Raw genomic sequence first — 17,295 nt, forward strand, 5'->3', positions numbered from 1 at the left:
TCAGTCAGTCAACCAGCGCCGGAGTGCCGCGTCTGACGCCCGCTCGGCGTCCACGACAGGGTCGTCCCGGTCAGTGTGCGCATCGGCGGAAGTTGCGGAACCGGCACGTGCGTCGTCGCGATGGGAGCGGCGGGGTGACCGCTCTCGTGCGGCGGGAAGGTCGATCGGCGCGGTCGACAGATCGTCGTGCGCGGCCGGGTCGGCGCTTGTCGGCTCGTCGCCGGACGCCGCCTCGAGCCGGTCCTCCTGATCGGCGAGCCAGAGCGACAGCTCCTCGGGGTCGTACGCATCCGTCTGCATCGAGGTGTCGACGCTCGACGGGGTGGACTCCGGAATGCGTTCGAGGAGAGCAAGCGCATCCTCGACGTCGAGCGCCGCGTCGGCCACGATGTCCTCCCCGCCGACGCTCGCGGAGAGCGACGTGAGGAGGCCGACGGCGTCGTCGACGACGTCCTGCCTGCCCGACTCGTGCCCGTGGATCAGCCACTTCGCGAACTCGAGCTCGGCATACATGCGGGCGCGCGCGCGGGCGTGGGGATCCGGGGCGCGGTCGCTGTGGGCGATGTAGGCGGCGTAGACGTCGTCGGCGGCGTCAGGAGCCGACGCGAGCCATTGCAGATCGCTCGCGGGATCGCCGACCGAGAGCCCGTGCCATTCGAGGAGCCCGGTGACCTGCGGGACGTCGTCGATGTCCTCGAAGAGGAAGGATGCCGCGCCGGCGCCGCCGAGAACGACGGCCGATTCGAACCGCCAAAGCTCGGCTGTCGCAAGAGCTCGCTGCCATCTGTCGACGAGGGGTTCGGGGAGGGCGCCGGTGGCTGAGGCGCGATCGATGAGTCTCTCGACGTCGTCGCGGACCTGAGCGGGCGTGCGAACGGGGAGCCCTTCGGTCCGGACGACGGAGAGCGGGAGTCCATGGAGAGCCGCGAGCGCTGCGCCGAGCGACGTCGCCGCGCCGCGACCGGCCGGCAGGTGCGCGGGGTCGACGCGATAACCCGGGAGGAAGTCGACGACGACGGCCTGTGCGCCATCGAGACCCGTCTCACCGAGCAGCTCCGGGGCGCGGAAGGGCAGCAGGACGCGGACGCCGGGTGTCAAAGCTCGAAGCGCGCGGACTTCTGCAGCGAGCTCGGGTGCGGCATCCGCTTCGACGGGTACGCGCACGACGACACGCCGGCCGTCGTCGAGATGGGCCACGGCCGAGTCGTAGCGACCTGTCGCGCGTTCCGTGAGCGCACCGACCCCCACGACGCCGACCCGGGGCAGAGCCGACGTCACGGACGCGGCTAAAGTGAGGGGTGAGCGTGCCATGTGCCCAGGGTAGGTCGGGTGCGCGAGCGCGACCCGACGCCACGCCCGGCGAAGGTCACGGCGATGCGCGCGGCTGATCGAGCTGGTCGCGGCAGAAGGGTCCTTCATGACGTTGTCCGACACCGCGAGCGGGGGACCGGCGAACTTCGACCGCGCCGCCGAGGAGCGGACCACGACGGATCTGACCGAGGCTCGCACCGACGCATCCGTCCGTGTCCTGGTGGTCGCGGGCGATGCGGCGCCGCTCTCGGCTCCCGACCGCCTGCTCTGGGTACCGCCGAGTGATGTTCCCGACGACGCGACCTGGGCTTTCCTCGGACGATCAGGCGAGGGGGAGCGACTTCTTCTCGCGGCGCTCCCCGCGGCGGAGTCCGATGTGTTCCCCGCCCCCGCGGGATGGGCTTCGCTGCGCACCGCGGCGCCCGCACTCTCATCGGAGGAGGCCGGTGCCTTCGTCGCAGGGCTCAGCCTTTCGCGCTGGCTCCTCGATTCGCCGTTCTGCGCGGCGTGCGGGACGCGGTGCGACATCCGCGATGCGGGGTGGTCCCGTCGCTGTCCGGCGTGCGGACGCCAGCACTTCCCGCGTACCGACCCCGCTGTCATCGTGGCGATCACGAGCGCGGCGGACCCCGACGCGCTCCTGCTCGGATCGAACGTGCTGTGGGGACCGGACCGCTTCTCATGCTTCGCGGGATTCGCCGAGGCGGGCGAGTCTCTCGAGAGCGCCGTGCATCGCGAAGTGCTCGAGGAGTCGGGCGTCGCCGTCACGGATGTCCGCTACCGAGGGTCGCAAGCGTGGCCGTTCCCGCGCTCTCTCATGGTGGGTTTTCTCGCGACGGCCGTGGATGACGCGGCGGCCCGCGCCGATGGCGAGGAGATCGCGACGCTCCGTTGGTTCTCCCGCGCCGAGATCGGGGCGGGGCTCGCGGGAGAGTCGGCGCTGCGGCTTCCCGGGCCGGCATCCATCTCCCATCGGCTCATCTCGGACTGGTACGCGGGGAACGCATGAGCGACCGCGCGCTCGAGGGTCTCGACGACCGCCAGCGGGAGGCGGTGACGACCCTGCGGGGGCCTGTCGCGGTGCTCGCCGGTGCCGGGACGGGCAAGACCCGCGTCATCACGCACAGGATCGCCTACGGCGTCGACACCGGTGCGTACTCGCCCGGACGCGTCATGGCGGTGACGTTCACGTCGAAGGCGGCGGGGGAGATGCGCGCGCGTCTTCGGGCGCTCGGAGTCGAGGGGGTCGCGGCGCGCACCTTCCACGCGGCGGCCCTCGCGCAACTCAACTACTTCTGGCCTTCGCTGGCCGGAGACACGATGCCGGCGATCGTCGACAACAAGGTGCGGCTCCTCGCTCACGCGGCGGACCTCATCGGCATCCAGCCCGATACGCCGACACTCCGCGACGTCGCATCCGAGATCGAATGGCGAAAAGTCACCATGCGGTCCATCGACCAATACGTCGCGGAGCGCCCGAACGGCATCGGTCGGTTGAACGTCGGCCGTCTCGCCGATCTCCAGCGCTCCTACGAGAAGCTCAAGGACGAGCGTCGGCAGGTCGACTTCGAAGACGTCCTGCTGGCGTGCGCGGGGATGCTCGAGGCCGAGCCGCACGTCGCGCGCGCCGTCCACGAGCAGTACCGCCACTTCACCGTCGACGAGTTCCAGGACGTCTCGCCGCTGCAGCATCGCCTGCTCGAACTGTGGGTGGGTGACCGCAAGGACATCTGCGTCGTCGGGGACGCGAGCCAGACGATCTACTCCTTCGCGGGTGCCGACGCGACCTTCCTCCTCGACTTCTCGTCGCGACACGATGACGCCCGTGTGGTGCGGCTGGAGACGAACTACCGGTCGGATGCCGCGATCCTCGCCGTCGCGAACGAGCTCATGCGCGGTCGGCCCGGAGCCCTGCACCTCGCCGCGGCGAAAGGGACTCGCGACACACAGAGTCCCCAGAGTCTGCCGAGCGTCACCGCGTATGTCGACGACGAGAGCGAGGCGAGGGGCGTGGCGCGCCGAATCGCGGAGCAGCTCGCGGCGGGCATCGATCCTCGAAGCATCGCCGTGCTCTACCGCGCCCACGCGCAGTCGGCGGAGATCGTGCGCGCACTCGCCGACCTCGGCATCGCCGCCACGGTTCTCGGGGGGAAGCGGTTCTTCGAGCTTCCCGAGGTGCGGCAGGCGCTCATGGAGCTGCGGGCGGCGACCGTCGCCCCCATCGCGACGGGGTTCGTCGAGACCGTTCGCGACATCCTCCGCTCGCGCGGGCTGACCGATGAGCCGCCCGCGGCCGGAGGAGCGGTGCGTGACGCGTGGGAGGCGCGCGCCGCGGTGCTGCGACTCGCAGAGGAGGCTCCCGAGGGGATGAGTCTCCGCGAATTCACCGACGACCTCCTCCGTCGTGCCCGCACGCAGGACGAGCCGTCCTTGCGCACCGTGACCCTCGCGACCCTCCATGCGGCGAAAGGACTCGAGTGGGACCACGTCCACCTCATCGGATTCGCGGAGGGACAGCTGCCGATCGGCTATGCGACGACGTTCGAGCAGGTCGACGAAGAGCGACGACTCGCATACGTGGGGATCACGCGGGCCGGGCGTACGCTGTCGGTCTCCTGGGCTCGAGGGACGCGAGAGCGCCAGCCGTCTCGCTTCCTGCGGGAGATCGGCACGCGCACTCTGAGTGCACGCGATGGGTCTTCGTCGTCCGGTGCGCCCGGCGTGCGGAGAGCTCCAACGAGACGGACGGTTCCCGCGGACGATCGGCCTGGACGTCGCGGATGAGTCGCGCCGCCGCGATGCCTGCCTCGACGGCGTCGGCTCGCTCTCTCCGCGAGGGCGGCAGCGTCAGGAGCTGAGCCGCGATAGCAGGCCACGCCGGGTCGGCGTCGCGACGCGCGAGGCCGACGCACGACGTGCAGGGAGTCGTGCCGGGGACCACGACCGGCCCGACGATCGTGCCCTCGCCGGTGAAGACGATCGGGAGGTGTGCGAGATCGCGAGCCATGAGCGGCGCGACGCGTCGAGGGTCGACCACATGCTGCGCGATCACGACGACGAGTCCGCTCCCCGTGTCGCGGACGGCCTCGTCGGTCACGAGGCGCGCGGTGATCCCCACGAGTTCGAGCCCCGTGATGACGTCGTCCACGGCCACGTGATCGTCGGGAGCGCGGAGCACCGCGACCTCGGTCGGCAACGGGGGCAGCTCCTCGGCGAGCACCGGCTCGATGCGGGCGATGAGCGACGCGGCGCCGCCGAGAGGGACGCCGATCGCTTCCGCGACGGGTTCGACAGCCGACTCCGGGATACCCCGGATCAACTCTCGTAACAGGCTGAGCTGCCACGGGTGTTCGATGTGGATCGTCGTGGTGGCGTCGAGGCCGAGCTGGACGGTCGTGGTCGACCGCCAGAGCAGAGGGTAAGCCGGGTCGATCCTGAGCATGTCAGGATCATGCCCGCTCCCGCGCGGCCCTTGGCGGCTTTCCACAGGGCTGACCGCCTGTGGAGGAGGCGACGCCGCTCAGACGGGACGTTCGTCGGGCGACTCGCCGCCGTCGCCGTCAGCCCCGTCCGCGTCATCCACCGACCGATCGTCCTCTCCCGAGAGCAGACGCTCGAGCGCATCGTCGAGTTCATCCCGCACCGGCTCCTCGCCGCGGGCCCGCGCCTCCAGCCGGGCGACGAGTGTCGACGGATCGTCGATGTCGTCCGACGTGGGCATGAGGTCGGGGTAGTCCCACAGCGTGTCGCGCGCGGACACCCCCACGGCATCCGTCACGGCACGCCACATCGCAGCGGCTTCACGCATACGGCGCGGTCGCAGCTCGAGACCGACGAGCGATCCGAGGCCGCGCTCGGCGGGGCCTCCGACGGCACGGCGGCGGCGGACGACCTCAGAGATCCGCGCGGCCGACGGAAGGCGTGAGAGCGCGTCCTCCGTCACGACGTCGACCCATCCCTCGATCGTCGCGAGGAGGTTCTCCAGCCGCGTCAGAGCGGCGGTCTGCGCTTCCGAGCGCTGGGGGAGGAGCGCTCCGCTCTCGATCGCACGGCGAAGCTCTTCGGGCTCGGACGGATCGAACCGCGCGGCGAGCTCTTCCAGAGCATCCGTGTCGACGTGAACGCCGCGCGCGAAGTCGGTGACCTGCGAGATGACGTGCAGTCGCAGCCAGCGGGCGTGGCGGAAGAGGCGCGCGTGGGCGAGTTCGCGCGTCGCGACGAACAGCGCGAGCTGGTCCTCGGGGATCTCCAGGTCGCGTCCGAAGTCGGCGAAGTTCTGGGGAAGGATGACGGCCTCGCCGTCGGGCATGAGCGGGATGCCGACGTCGCCGCCGGAGACGACCTCCTTGGAGAGGTTTCCGACGACCTGACCGAGCTGTGAGGCGAAGAGCGTGCCCCCGACCATTCGCATGAGTTTGCCGGCACCCTGGATCATCGACTGCATGTCGTCGGGCGCCTGCTCGCTGAGAGCCGACGTCATCGCATCGGCGATGCTCGTCGCGACGGGTGCCGCGAGTTCCTGCCAGACCGGCAGTGTCGCCTCCACCCAGGCGCCGCGCGTGATCGCGGCAGGCGGAGCGGCGAGATCCGAGATCGAGGTCGCTTCGCTCAACCACAGCGTCGCGAGAGAGAACGCCTGGTCGAGGTCGGTGCGTTCGCCCGCCGTCACTCCGTGACCGTCTTGATTGGCGATGTGAAGCGCCTGACGCTTGGCGGCATCCCACGAGATGCCTTCCTCTGGACCCGAGAACGCACCCTGCAGCTGACGGAAGACCGTCTGCATCATGGCGGGGTCGATGTTCATCCCCGTGAGTCGTGAGAGCTGCTCGGGGTCGAACTCCGAACCTCCCGCCCCGAAGAGCTGTCTCAGGAGCTCTTGGAAATCATCCTCGGGAGAGCGATCGTCCTCTGCCACTTCAGCCGCCTTTCAGCCGGTACCTGACGTCGCGTTCTACGCTAGTCGCAGCATTCATCGCACCCCCCGGCACGGACCCGAACGCCTTACGCCGGTCGCGAACGACCAGGCAGAGGAGTCCACGTGGCCCTGTTCGACGAGGACGTCACGATCCGTCCCCCGCGCCGGCGGCTCACACGAGGCATGGTGGGAGGGCTGTGGGCCCTCGCGCTCGCGATGGTCGTGCTGCTCGCCCTCACGTTCCTGCCGACGTCGTACGTCATCCAGCAGCCCGGACCCGTCTACAACACGCTCGGGAGCGCGACCTCGGCAGACGGCGAGGAAGTTCCCTTGATCTCGGTCGAGGGAGCGGAGACGTTCGAGACGGCCGGCGCGCTCGATCTGCTCACCGTCCAGGTGCGCGGCAACCGTGAACGCACACCCTCGTGGCTCGAGCTCGCCACGGCGTGGTTCAATCCGACGCAGGCCGTCCTGCCGATCGACGCCGTCTTCCCCATCGGGCAGACGACGGACGAGCGCAGCGAAGAGAGCGCAGCCCTCATGGTCGACTCGCAGAAGGAGGCCACGGCGGCTGCCCTCATCGAGCTCGGCTACGACGTCGAGTCCCAACTCACGGTCCACTCGTTGAGCGCTGACGACTCCGCCTCGGCAGGCATCCTGGAAGAGGGCGACATCATCGTCGGTGCGAACGGCACGCCCGTCACGGACACCGCATCGCTGCGCGCGATCATCGCCGAGGGCGCCGGAGCGCCCGTCTCGATCGACATCGTCCGCGATGGCGTGGCGCAGACCGTCACCGTCACGCCGAAGGAGACCGAGACCGACGGCGAGACGGCATGGGTCATCGGCGTGACCCTCATGTCGGACTACGAGTTCCCCATCGATGTCACGATCCAGCTGAACAACGTCGGCGGCCCCTCGGCGGGCATGATGTTCGCCCTCGGGATCATGGACGTCCTCACGCCGGGCGAACTCAACGGCGGCGAGAACGTCGCTGGCACCGGAACGATCAACGCGGAAGGCGACGTCGGTCCCATCGGCGGCATCCGTCAGAAGATGTGGGGCGCCGTCGGCGAAGGCGCGGAGTGGTTCCTCGCGCCTGCGGCGAACTGCGACGAGGTCGTGGGCCACATCCCCGACGGGCTCCGCGTCTTCTCGGTCGCGACCCTCGACGATGCGATCGGGGCGCTCGACGCCCTGCGCGAGGGCGGCGACCTCGACGCCGTCCCTACCTGCACGGCGGAGTGAGGCGTTCGCCCGTCGCGGATTCGGGCAACCCCCAGACTGCTCACGCCTAGGATGAAGGGGTGACCACGACCTCAGCGCCGACCCAGGCCACGCCTCCTCGTTCCCGCCGTATCATCGCGATCAGCCTGGCGATCATTGCCGCGATCGTGGTGGCGTTCTTCGTCTTCGCCAACCTGTATGCGGAATGGCTCTGGTACGAGCAGCTCGGATACAACGGCGTCCTCCTCACCGAGTGGACGGCGAGGGTCATCATGTTCGTCGTCGGCTTCCTGGGCATGGCGATCCCGGTATGGCTCGCCATCCAGCTCGCCTACCGCCTCCGGCCCGTGTACGCGCGTCTGAGCTCACAGCTCGACCGCTACCAAGAGGTCGTCGAGCCGCTGCGTCGCCTCGCGATGTGGGGCATCCCCATCTTCTTCGGCTTCTTCGCCGGCTTCGCGGCCTCCGCCCAATGGCAGACGACGTGGACGTGGCTCAACGGCGTCGCGACGACAGAGACCGACCCGCAGTTCGGGCTCGACACGGGCTTCTACATGTTCGCGATGCCGTTCTACGTATCGGTCGTGGGCTACGTCTCAGCAGTCCTCCTGATCTGCCTCCTGGTGACGGCGCTCGTCTCGTACCTCTACGGTTCGGTACGCATCGGGCAGCGTGAGCTGCGGATCTCGAAGTCGGCTCGCATCCAGCTCGCCGTGCTCGCGGGCATCTACCTCCTCGTCCAGGGCGCGAGCCTGTGGCTCGACCGCTACCAGACGCTCGTCGAGCCCGGCGGGATGGGACGCATCACGGGTCCCGGCTACACCGAGGTCAACGCCGTCATCATCGGCCAAGAGATCCTCGCGATCGCGGCGGTCGTCGTGGCGCTGCTGTTCTTCGTCACGGCCGTCATCGGCCGCTGGCGCTTCCCGCTCATCGGCACGGGCCTCCTTCTCGTCGTCGCCCTCGTCCTCGGAGTGGGATACCCGTGGGTCGTCAACACGTTCCAGGTGCAGCCGAACCAGCTGAGCCTCGAGCGCGAGTTCTATCAGCGCAACCTCGACGGGACGAAGACCGCCTACGGCATCGACGGCCTCGAGAAGACCGAGTTCAGCGCGGAGACCACCGCGGAGGCCGGCCAGTTGCGCGAAGACGCCGGCACGACGACGCAGATCCGCATCATGGACCCCGCGATCATCGGTCCGACCGTCCGGCAGCTCGAGCAGTATCGCGCCTACTACCAGTTCCAGAACCCGCTCGACGTCGACCGCTACGAGATCGACGGTGAGATGCAGGACACGATCGTGTCGGTCCGCGAACTCAACATGAATCAGCTCGGTTCCGGCTCGTCGTGGCTCAACGAAACCCTCGTCTACACCCACGGATACGGCATGGTCGCAGCGGCGGGCAATGAGCGCACGGCAGACGGCAACCCCGTCTTCCTCGAACGCGGCATCCCCGCGACGGGCTTCCTCTCCGACAACCCCGACTTCCAGCCCCGCGTGTACTTCGGTGAGTTCTCTCCCGAGTACTCGATCGTCGGAGCGCCCGAGGGGACCACTCCGATCGAGCTCGACTACCCGTCGGGGAGCGGTGACTCGGCATCCGGCATGCGCACGACGTTCGACGGCGACGGCGGTCCCTCCGTCGGCAACATCTTCAACCGTCTTATCTACGCGCTGAAGTTCCAGTCCGAGCAGATTCTCTTCTCCGACGACGTCAACGAGGACTCCCAGATCCTCTACGACCGCGACCCGCGCCAGCGCGTCAGCAAGGTCGCTCCCTACCTGACGCTGGACAGCGACCCGTATCCCACCGTCGTCGACGGCCGGATCAAGTGGGTCGTCGACGGTTACACGCTGAGCGCCAACTATCCGTACTCGTCGACGGTCCCGCTGTCGCAGGCGATCGCAGACTCGAACAACACGCAGCCGCGCTTCCTGCTCGACGACATCAACTACATCCGCAACTCGGTCAAGGCGACCGTCGACGCGTATGACGGCTCGGTGACGCTCTACGCGTGGGACCCCGAAGACCCCGTGCTGAAGACGTGGCAGAACGTCTACCCGACGCAGATCAAGCCGATCGCGGACATGTCGGCCGACCTCATCAGCCACGTCCGGTACCCGACCGACCTGTTCAAGGTCCAGCGCGCGATGCTCCAGACGTACCACGTCGACGATGCGCAGTCGTTCTACGAGCGCGACAATGCCTGGGCGACGCCGGAAGACCCGCAGAACCCGAACCAGCTTCAGCCGCCGTACTACCTGACGATGCAGATGCCGGGCCAGGACAACCCCGCCTTCTCCATGTTCACGACATTCATCCCGTCGTCGCAGGGCGCGGCGAGCCGAAACGTGCTCATGGGCTATTTGGCCGCAGACTCCAACGCGGGCCGCGAGGCGGGTGTCAAGGGCGAGGATTACGGAAAGCTCCGGATGCTCGAGATCGCAGCCGAAACGACGGTCCCCGGTCCCGGTCAAGTGCAGAACCGCTTCGACTCCGATCCCACGGTGTCGCAGCAGATCAACGTCCTCACGATCGGTCAGTCCGAAGTCCTCAACGGCAACCTGCTGACGCTTCCGGTCGGTGGCGGTCTGCTCTACGTCCAGCCGGTCTTCGTCCAGGCCGCGGAGGGTACTCAGCTGCCTCAGCTGCGAAAGGTGCTCGTCGCGTTCGGTGATGACATCGCCTTCGAAGACACCCTCGGTGAGGCGCTCGACGTGCTCTTCGGCGGTGACTCGGGTGCCAGCACGGGCGACGGCGAAGTGATTCCCGACGACGGTGGAGCCACGCCGCAGCCGACGCCCGAACCGACCGACCCCGGCTCCGAAACCCCCGCGCCCACGCCGCCGGTCGGCGACTACGCGACGGCCTTGGAAGACGCACGCGTCGCGATGGCGGATCGGCAGGCGGCCCTCGAGGCCGGCGACCTCACCGCGTTCGCCGAGGCCGATGAGCGTCTGACCGACGCCGTCGAGCGTCTGCTCGCCCTCAGCGAGTAAGGACGATCGGCCGGGCACGACCCGCTCACGAAGAAGGCCCCCGCACGATGAGTGCGGGGGCCTTCTCTGTCGTCCCGGTGTTCAGGACGTGAGGAGCCAGTACCAGATGAGGAGCAGCGTCACCGCGAAGCCCGCGAACTGGTTGAGCCACAGAAAGCGCGCCCAACCTCGCGTCGCGGCGGCTGCTCCGGCATCCGTCACGTTGCGATAAGGCCAGACGGTGATCAGGTACGGCACGGCGGCGATGGCTGCGAGAGGGCCGGGCCACTGCGTCGCGAGAACGACGACACCCGCCGCCGCGTATCCCGCGAGAGCGAATCGCACGGTCCACCGCGCGCCCCGGGCCGTCGCGATCGAGGAGATGCCTGCCTCCCGATCGGCGACGACGTCCTGGACGGCGCCGAAGGCGTGCGAGGCGACACCCCAGAACCCGAAGGCGACGATGATCGCGACGAGCTGCCACGTCCACTCCGCGCCGGCGAGCACGAGCCCGTAGACGGCGGGGGAGAAGAAGTGGATGCTGCTCGTGATCGAGTCGGCGAACGGCACTTCCTTCAGCCGCAGAGGCGGCGCGCTGTAGAAGACGACGAAGAACAGACTGAGAGCGAGCACGAGCCAGGACAACGGCGAACCGACGACGGCGAGATACACGACGAACGGAAGGCAGGACAGACCTGCAGCCCACAGGATCGGTCGGTGCAGTCGCGGGTCCAGCACCGCGCCGTGAGCGCCGCCCTTCCGGGGGTTGCGGAGGTCGGATTCGTAGTCGAAGACGTCGTTGATCCCGTACATGGCGAGGTTGTACGGAATGAGGAAGAACAGTGTGCCGACGACGACGGTGATATCGATCTGCCGCGTCGTGAGCAGGTAAGCCGCAGCGAACGGGTACGCGGTGTTGATCCAGCTCACCGGGCGCGAGGACAGGAAGAGCTGGGACGCCACGGTCCCGGCTCCGAGCGGTGTCGTCACGGTGAGGTCTCCTTCGCGCGGTGTCGACGCTCGAGAAGCGTAACGACCGCGGGCACGAGGAAGGCGGCGCACACGGCGTAGGAGAAGTCTTCGATGGGCGCCAGGCCGATTCGGATGCCGCTGATGTGCTCCTCAGGGTACGTGAAGAGTCCCGCCGCGATCATGATGTTGTCGAACACCGCCGTGAGGATCACGAGCACCCCGGCCGTTGCGGCGGAGAGGGCCATCCGTTGGCCGAAGCGGGGTCGCCGTGCCGTCGCGAGGACGACGATCGCCGTCAGCACGGCGAAGGGCAGCACGATGAGCGGGTACGTCACTGCGCCTCCTCGCTGCGCCGCCGCACCCTGTCGAAGCCGCCGTACACGACGAGCGCCAGATAGCACAGGAAAGCGAGGAAGAACGGCTCCTCGAGCGGGAGGTGGGGAGCCAGGTCGAGCCCGAGGAGTGCGGGACTGTCCCCCTTCACGAACACGCCGGCGGCGATGCCTGCGGCGTCCCACGCGAGAAAGAACAGCGTTCCGATCGCGACCGCGATCAGAGTCGGGACGGGGCGCCGCCACGCGGCGAGGCGGAATCGGGCGTCGAGCAGCGCGACGCCGGCGGCACTGAGGAGGATCGCTGCGAGGTACAGTCCCGGCATCACACGCCCGCCCGTTGGGGAACGGGCAGAGGTCCGGGTGTCGTGTCGCCGCGCAGACGCTTGACGACGAGTTCGGCTGAGATGAGGCACATCGGCAGTCCGATCCCGGGCAGCGCGGATCCGCCGGCGTACATGAGTCCCGACACCTTCTTGGAGACGTTGCGCGGGCGGAAGACGGCGCTCTGGCCGAGCGTGTGGGCGAGGCCGAGGGAGTTTCCGCGCCACGAGTGCAGGTCGCTCTCGAAGTCGGCGGGCGCGATGGTGCGGCGGACGACGATCCTGTCCGCCAGGTCCGGGATGTCGCACCACTCTGCGATCTGGGCGATCACCCTGTCTGCGGCCTGTTCGATCCTCGGATCTCCTCCGCGGTCGGCGCCACCGTGGCCGAGAGACGGATCGGCCGGCATCGGCACGAGGACGAAGAGGTTCTGGTGGCCCTCGGGGGCCACGGTGGCATCGGTCGCGCTCGGGCGGCAGACGTACAGCGACGCGGGATCGGGGATGCGGGTCTCACGTCCGAAGATGTCCTCGAAGTTGGTCTTCCAGTCCGCCGTGAAGAGCAACGTGTGGTGGGAGAGCTCGGGGAGCTCGCCTCGGACGCCGAGCAGGATGAGCAATGCCCCGGGACTCGGGGTCTTCTTGTCCCACCAGCGCTCGGGATACGTCTGCTGCTGCGGAGGCAGCAGCGCAGTCTCGGTGTGGTGCAGGTCGGCCGTCGACACCACCAGTTCGGCAGACAGCGTCCGGCCGTTCGCGAGTCGGACGCCCGACACGGCGCCTCCGGTCGTCACGATCTGCTCGACGGGTGTTCCCGTCAGGATCTCGACGCCCTGCGCACGCGCGACGCGCTCGACGGCCGCGATGACCTCGGTGAAACCCCCGCGCGGATAGAGGACGCCGTCAGCGAGGTCGAGGTGGCTCATGAGGTGGTAGAGGCTCGGCACGCCGTAGGGAGAGCCACCGAGGAAGACCGCGGGGTATCCCAGGATGCGCTGCAGTCGCGGGTCGCTGAAGCGACGATCGATGTGCGATGCGAGGGGACGGGTGAGGAGGGGAGCAAGCGTGGGAAGGCGCTTGATGATCTCCGGGTCGCGGAGCCCGGCGGTCGTCTCATAGGTGTCGTAGAGAAAGCGGTTCACCGCGAGCTCGTACGCATCGCGGGCGGAGTCCAAGTACGACTCCAGCTGCGCACCGGCTCCCGGCTCTATCGATTCGAACAGTGCTGTGGCTTCTTCGCGGCCCGACCGCACGTCGACGGGAACCGGGTATCCCTCCGTGAAGACGCGATATGCGGGATCGAGAGGAGCGAGGTCCAGCTCGGCTGCAGACGACGTGCCGAGGAGTTCGAAGAAGTGGTCGAAGACTTCCGGCATCAAGTACCAGCTGGGACCTGTGTCGAAGCGGAATCCGTCCCGCTCCCACGAGCCGGCCCGTCCGCCGAGGTCATCCCGCCCCTCCACGATGGTGACAGCGCGTCCCTCTGCCGCGAGGAGCGCTGCAGTGGCGAGGCCGGCGATGCCGCCTCCGATGATGATCGTTCGCCCGGTCAACCGCGGCCTCCTCTGGGTGTGCCGCCGACGACGGCGCGTGCGGCGATGGCGAGCTTCACAGGATCGGGAACGCGGATGCGCCCTGTTTCGCTCGTCGAGCGCCGAAGGCGCGCGGCGAGTTCTGCGAAGAGATCATGGGCGACGGTGACAGCCCGTCGGCAATCCGTGGGAAGGAGCGGGATGACGGCGGCCGCCGCCGCGAGGTCGCCGTCGATGCGGTCGAGTACTTCGCCACGGCTCGACGTCGCCGCCAGGTAGTCGCGGCCCAAGGCCGCCTCGTCGTGCGAGCGGTCGCGCAGGAAATTGACGTCCTGGAACGCCGCCCCGAGGCGGCGGGCGCCGTCGACGAGGTCCGCTGCGGGAGTGACGGGTTTTCCCATCCCCGCGTTCACGAAGACCTGGAGGCACATGAGGCCGACCACCTCGGCGGAGCCGTACACGTAGGCGTCGTGAGAAGCGGCGTCATGCTGCGTTGTCGAGAGGTCTTCTCGCATCGAGACGAAGAAGGGCGCGATGAGCTCGGAGCCGATCCCGCACTCGCGTGCCGTGGCGGCGAAGGCGTGCACGATGAGATTGGTGCTGAATCCGCGCTCGATGGCGTCGTAGGTCTCCTGCTCGAGGTCGTCGAGGATCGCACGGGCTTCGTCGGGGGAGAGTCCCGCTGCTGCGGCGGGGCCGTCGACGACTTCGTCGGCGACGCGGACGAGCGCGTAGATGTTCCGCACGTGCGGACGCGGCCGTGGGCCGAGGAGTCTGGACGCCATACCGAACGACGTCGAGTAGGCGGCGATGACAGCGGCCGCGGCATCCTGAGCCGTCTGGTCGTAGAGGCGCAGACTCGTCGGATCGCCCTGTTTGACGCCGCGGTCGGTCATGGGACCCGTCTTTCGACGAGATCTGCGAGCTCGCGCAGAAGGGTGCCCGCCGCCGGAGGGAGCGAAGGGTCGTCCGCCGAGAACCGAACGTCCGAGAGGGTGCGGTCGATGAGATCGCGAAGCTCCCGGCGTGCTCCGCTGCGCTCGAGCAGACGTTGCGCGTGGCGCACCGCGATCGGGCCCGTGTGGGCGACGGCGATCGCATCGTTCACATCTGACCAGTGCGCGGTGTCGCGCGCGAGGGCGACGAGCGGCGTCTTCTTCGCCTCGCGGAGGTCGCCGCCGGAGGCGCGTCCGGCCTGCGCGGCAGAGCCGAACGCCCCGATGAGGTCGTCGGCGAGCTGGAAGGCCAGGCCGAGACGGTCGCCCGCCGCGGCGAGGGAGGCCAGCGCATCGTCGTCGGCGCCCGCGAGGACGGCCCCCGCAGCGAGCGGGGCGCGAAAGGTGTAGACGGCCGTCTTGTTGAACGTCGCGTCGAAGATCGCGGATGCCTCGGGCGACGAGGTCGAGACACTGTGCTCGACATCGGCCAGCTCACCCGCCGCCGAAATGAGGACCGCGTCGTCGTACAGCTCGAACAGGCGCCGTCGGCGCTCGACTCCGATGTCCGCCAGAGCGATGAGGCGCGAGGCCTCGTGGAGAAGGACGTCCCCCGCGAGGATCGCGGCGGCATCTCCGAGGAGCGCGGAGCCTGCGGCATCCGCACCCTTCTCGCGAGCACGTGCCCGGAACTCGCCGGCCACGTTGGGGACGCCACGTCGCTCGATGTCGTGGTCGATGACATCGTCGTGGATCACGAAGGCCGTGTGCAGCAACTCGAACGCCGCCGCGATGTCGTACGTCCCCTTCGTGTCCTCTGGCCGACCGCCGAAGGCGTTGAAGGATGCCACGACGAGCATCGGCCGAAGGCGCTTGCCACCGGACGCGGCACGCCTCGATGCGTCGAGGAGCGCGACGAACGCCGGCCCGAGAACAGCTGCACGGTCGGTCAGCCGCGAGATGATGCGGTCGATCGTGTCATCGATCTCCGCGCGAGAGGCGGGGTCGATCATGATGCGCGGCGCCGAGCGAGAGCACCGTCGAAGAGGTGGAGCTGCTGCGCCTGCAGGACGAGCCAGGGGCTGAACGCCCAGGGCGTCGCGTCGAGTGAAGCGCGGAGGTCGGCGGGATCCACCCACATGGCGTCAACGACTTCGAGAGGGTTGAGCACCGGTTCCTCGTAGGCGATGGCGGTGTAAACGGGGCAGACCTCGTGCTCGACGATTCCCGTGGCGTCGACGGCGCGGTAGCGGAACAACGGCAATGCCAGCTCGAGATTCGTCAGAGTGAGGCCGAGTTCGAATTCGGCACGGCGATGGACGGCGGCCACGACGGGCTCAGCGGGACGGGGGTGACCGCAGAAGGAATTGCTCCAGACTCCCGGCCACGTCTTCTTGCCGAGGGCGCGGCGTGTCACGAGCACTTCGCCGCGCTCGTTCAGGACGTGGCAGGAGAATGCCAGATGCAAGGCTGTGTCGGTGCCGTGCACACTGCTCTTCGGGGCCGTGCCGATCGCGTGACCGTCATCGTCGAGGAGGACAACATGCTCCGGGTCGATCATCGATTCCTCCTGCTAACTCGCTAGTTTATCTAGCAATCTACGTGATTTCGATGATACAAGGGGACCAGGGGAGTGTCCACATGTCCGAACGCTGGGTGCCGCAGACGGCGCGGGACCATGCCGTCCTCGACACGCTGAAGGCCGTCCGTGCGTTCGGCGACGCGCTGGACCGCATGCACGGTGGCATGAAGGGGGACATGGACATGAACTCCACCGATCTCGCGGCTCTGCGCATGCTGATCGTACGTGAGCAGCGCGGTGAATCCGTGAGCCCACACGACCTGTCCAAGCATCTGCGGATCTCGACCGCCTCGACGACGAAGCTTCTCGATCGGCTCTCCGCCGCCGGACACCTCGAGCGGCACCCGCACCCGCATGACAGGAGGGCACGCGTCGTCGTGCTCACCGAGGGATCCCGCGCGTCGTTCTACCGGCACTTCGGTGAGCGGCTGACCGCGATGCGAGCGGTCGCCGGTCGCTACGACGAGTCCGAGCTCGCCGTCGTGGCGCGCTTCCTCACCGAACTCGGCGCGGTGCTCGACCCTACGTGATCCTTCGCTCGGACGCATCTCGGGCCCCTGCTGTGGATAACCGGCGGATGCCGCGAATGATCCGGCTACGTTGGTCGCCGTGTCACCTCGCATCGCCTTCGCCGCCGCCGCTCTCGCGCTGATCGCCCTGCTCGGCGGCTGCGCTCCGGAGTCCAGCCCGTCGCCCTCGGCATCACTGTCGTCGTCGCCGACCTTCACGAGCGACGCCGAAGCTTTCGCGGCTGCCGAGAAGACCTACCGCGCCTACGTCGACGCGCTGAATGACGTGGATTTGAGCGACCCCGAGACCTTCGAGCCGGTCTTCGCGCTCACCACGGGAGACGCCAATGACGCGACCAAGAAGACCTTCTCGCAGATGCACGCCGATGGTTGGACCGTCCAGGGAGAAACGCGCATTGATCTGCTTGAGCGAAGTCCTGGCGACGAGGGTGTGGCGTCAGGCGACGTGATGCTCGATGTTTGCCTCAACGTGGGTGACGTTCGGCTGACAGGACCTGACGGCGAGTCAGTTGTCAGCCCCGATCGCCTTGACGTTCAATCGATGAGAGTTGAGTTGTTCCAAAGCGGTTCGTTGCCGGCCTACTTGATCGCGTCGATCAGCGGTCGCGAGGACGGCACTTCATGCGCGGGTTGATTTCCGTTCATGCACTTGCAT

At 68.3% G+C, this 17,295-nt stretch carries 15 protein-coding genes; 6 read left to right on the plus strand and 9 right to left on the minus strand.

The features are described from left to right. A complete protein-coding gene (locus FBY39_RS11045) occupies positions 1 to 1,311 on the minus strand; it encodes a phosphotransferase (protein ID WP_141932344.1) in 1,311 nt (436 codons plus the stop codon). 106 nt (positions 1,312 to 1,417) lie between these two features. Between FBY39_RS11045 and nudC the strand changes: the two genes are divergently transcribed. Continuing rightward, positions 1,418 to 2,320, plus strand: a complete 903-nt coding sequence (nudC, locus tag FBY39_RS11050; protein ID WP_141932345.1) for an NAD(+) diphosphatase — start codon at positions 1,418 to 1,420, stop codon at positions 2,318 to 2,320. Beyond that, positions 2,317 to 4,095 (plus strand): ATP-dependent helicase, encoded by a 1,779-nt coding sequence (locus tag FBY39_RS11055; protein WP_141932346.1) that lies wholly within the window; start codon positions 2,317 to 2,319, stop codon positions 4,093 to 4,095. Before nudC ends, FBY39_RS11055 begins: the two co-directional genes overlap by 4 nt. 736 nt (positions 4,096 to 4,831) lie before the next feature. Here FBY39_RS11055 and FBY39_RS11060 read toward each other — a convergent pair. Further along, a complete protein-coding gene (locus FBY39_RS11060; protein WP_141932347.1) occupies positions 4,832 to 6,226 on the minus strand; it encodes a zinc-dependent metalloprotease in 1,395 nt (464 codons plus the stop codon). A 123-nt stretch (positions 6,227 to 6,349) separates the two neighbouring features. Between FBY39_RS11060 and FBY39_RS11065 the strand changes: the two genes are divergently transcribed. Together FBY39_RS11065 and FBY39_RS11070 are read left to right on the plus strand one after the other, a co-directional pair. After that, positions 6,350 to 7,474, plus strand: a complete 1,125-nt coding sequence (locus FBY39_RS11065; protein ID WP_186336945.1) for a PDZ domain-containing protein — start codon at positions 6,350 to 6,352, stop codon at positions 7,472 to 7,474. 59 nt (positions 7,475 to 7,533) lie between these two features. Then, a complete protein-coding gene (locus FBY39_RS11070; RefSeq protein WP_141932348.1) occupies positions 7,534 to 10,455 on the plus strand; it encodes a UPF0182 family protein in 2,922 nt (973 codons plus the stop codon). A gap of 81 nt (positions 10,456 to 10,536) precedes the next feature. On the opposite strand, the gene FBY39_RS11075 is transcribed toward FBY39_RS11070, so the two are convergent. The 7 genes from FBY39_RS11075 to idi are packed head-to-tail and all read right to left on the minus strand — an operon-like array spanning position 10,537 to position 16,089. Continuing rightward, the gene (locus tag FBY39_RS11075; RefSeq protein ID WP_260837721.1) at positions 10,537 to 11,424 is read right to left on the minus strand and encodes a prenyltransferase; all 888 of its coding nucleotides are present in this window, start codon (positions 11,422 to 11,424) and stop codon (positions 10,537 to 10,539) included. After that, the gene (locus tag FBY39_RS11080) at positions 11,421 to 11,741 is read right to left on the minus strand and encodes a lycopene cyclase domain-containing protein (RefSeq protein WP_141932349.1); all 321 of its coding nucleotides are present in this window, start codon (positions 11,739 to 11,741) and stop codon (positions 11,421 to 11,423) included. Before FBY39_RS11080 ends, FBY39_RS11075 begins: the two co-directional genes overlap by 4 nt. Further along, positions 11,738 to 12,064, minus strand: coding sequence for a lycopene cyclase domain-containing protein (locus tag FBY39_RS11085; RefSeq protein ID WP_141934131.1), 327 nt, complete (start codon positions 12,062 to 12,064; stop codon positions 11,738 to 11,740). Before FBY39_RS11085 ends, FBY39_RS11080 begins: the two co-directional genes overlap by 4 nt. Then, positions 12,064 to 13,614: a phytoene desaturase family protein gene (gene crtI / locus FBY39_RS11090; protein ID WP_141932350.1), complete on the minus strand. Its 1,551-nt coding sequence runs from the start codon at positions 13,612 to 13,614 to the stop codon at positions 12,064 to 12,066. Before crtI ends, FBY39_RS11085 begins: the two co-directional genes overlap by 1 nt. Further along, positions 13,611 to 14,489, minus strand: coding sequence for a squalene/phytoene synthase family protein (locus FBY39_RS11095; protein WP_141932351.1), 879 nt, complete (start codon positions 14,487 to 14,489; stop codon positions 13,611 to 13,613). Before FBY39_RS11095 ends, crtI begins: the two co-directional genes overlap by 4 nt. Beyond that, positions 14,486 to 15,541: a polyprenyl synthetase family protein gene (locus tag FBY39_RS11100; protein WP_141932352.1), complete on the minus strand. Its 1,056-nt coding sequence runs from the start codon at positions 15,539 to 15,541 to the stop codon at positions 14,486 to 14,488. Before FBY39_RS11100 ends, FBY39_RS11095 begins: the two co-directional genes overlap by 4 nt. Continuing rightward, positions 15,538 to 16,089, minus strand: a complete 552-nt coding sequence (gene idi, locus FBY39_RS11105) for an isopentenyl-diphosphate Delta-isomerase (RefSeq protein WP_141932353.1) — start codon at positions 16,087 to 16,089, stop codon at positions 15,538 to 15,540. Before idi ends, FBY39_RS11100 begins: the two co-directional genes overlap by 4 nt. A gap of 80 nt (positions 16,090 to 16,169) precedes the next feature. Here idi and FBY39_RS11110 point away from each other — a divergent pair, with 80 nt between their 5' ends. Together FBY39_RS11110 and FBY39_RS11115 are read left to right on the plus strand one after the other, a co-directional pair. Beyond that, positions 16,170 to 16,640: a MarR family winged helix-turn-helix transcriptional regulator gene (locus FBY39_RS11110; protein ID WP_141932354.1), complete on the plus strand. Its 471-nt coding sequence runs from the start codon at positions 16,170 to 16,172 to the stop codon at positions 16,638 to 16,640. Positions 16,641 to 16,719: 79 nt separating this feature from the next. Beyond that, positions 16,720 to 17,274, plus strand: coding sequence for a hypothetical protein (locus FBY39_RS11115; RefSeq protein WP_141932355.1), 555 nt, complete (start codon positions 16,720 to 16,722; stop codon positions 17,272 to 17,274). The last annotated feature ends 21 nt before the right edge of the window (positions 17,275 to 17,295 follow it).

Source organism: Microbacterium sp. SLBN-146 (assembly GCF_006715145.1).
In the GTDB taxonomy this organism is placed as follows: domain Bacteria; phylum Actinomycetota; class Actinomycetes; order Actinomycetales; family Microbacteriaceae; genus Microbacterium.

What these genes read in the sequence shown, in the direction of transcription:
- FBY39_RS11045 (WP_141932344.1), bottom strand. Translation starts at nt 1,311, where the DNA reads ATGGCACGCTCACCCCTCACTTTAGCCGCGTCCGTGACGTCGGCTCTG.
- nudC (WP_141932345.1), top strand. Translation starts at nt 1,418, where the DNA reads ATGACGTTGTCCGACACCGCGAGCGGGGGACCGGCGAACTTCGACCGC.
- FBY39_RS11055 (WP_141932346.1), top strand. Translation starts at nt 2,317, where the DNA reads ATGAGCGACCGCGCGCTCGAGGGTCTCGACGACCGCCAGCGGGAGGCG.
- FBY39_RS11085 (WP_141934131.1), bottom strand. Translation starts at nt 12,064, where the DNA reads ATGCCGGGACTGTACCTCGCAGCGATCCTCCTCAGTGCCGCCGGCGTC.
- FBY39_RS11095 (WP_141932351.1), bottom strand. Translation starts at nt 14,489, where the DNA reads ATGACCGACCGCGGCGTCAAACAGGGCGATCCGACGAGTCTGCGCCTC.
- FBY39_RS11100 (WP_141932352.1), bottom strand. Translation starts at nt 15,541, where the DNA reads ATGATCGACCCCGCCTCTCGCGCGGAGATCGATGACACGATCGACCGC.
- idi (WP_141932353.1), bottom strand. Translation starts at nt 16,089, where the DNA reads ATGATCGACCCGGAGCATGTTGTCCTCCTCGACGATGACGGTCACGCG.
- FBY39_RS11110 (WP_141932354.1), top strand. Translation starts at nt 16,170, where the DNA reads ATGTCCGAACGCTGGGTGCCGCAGACGGCGCGGGACCATGCCGTCCTC.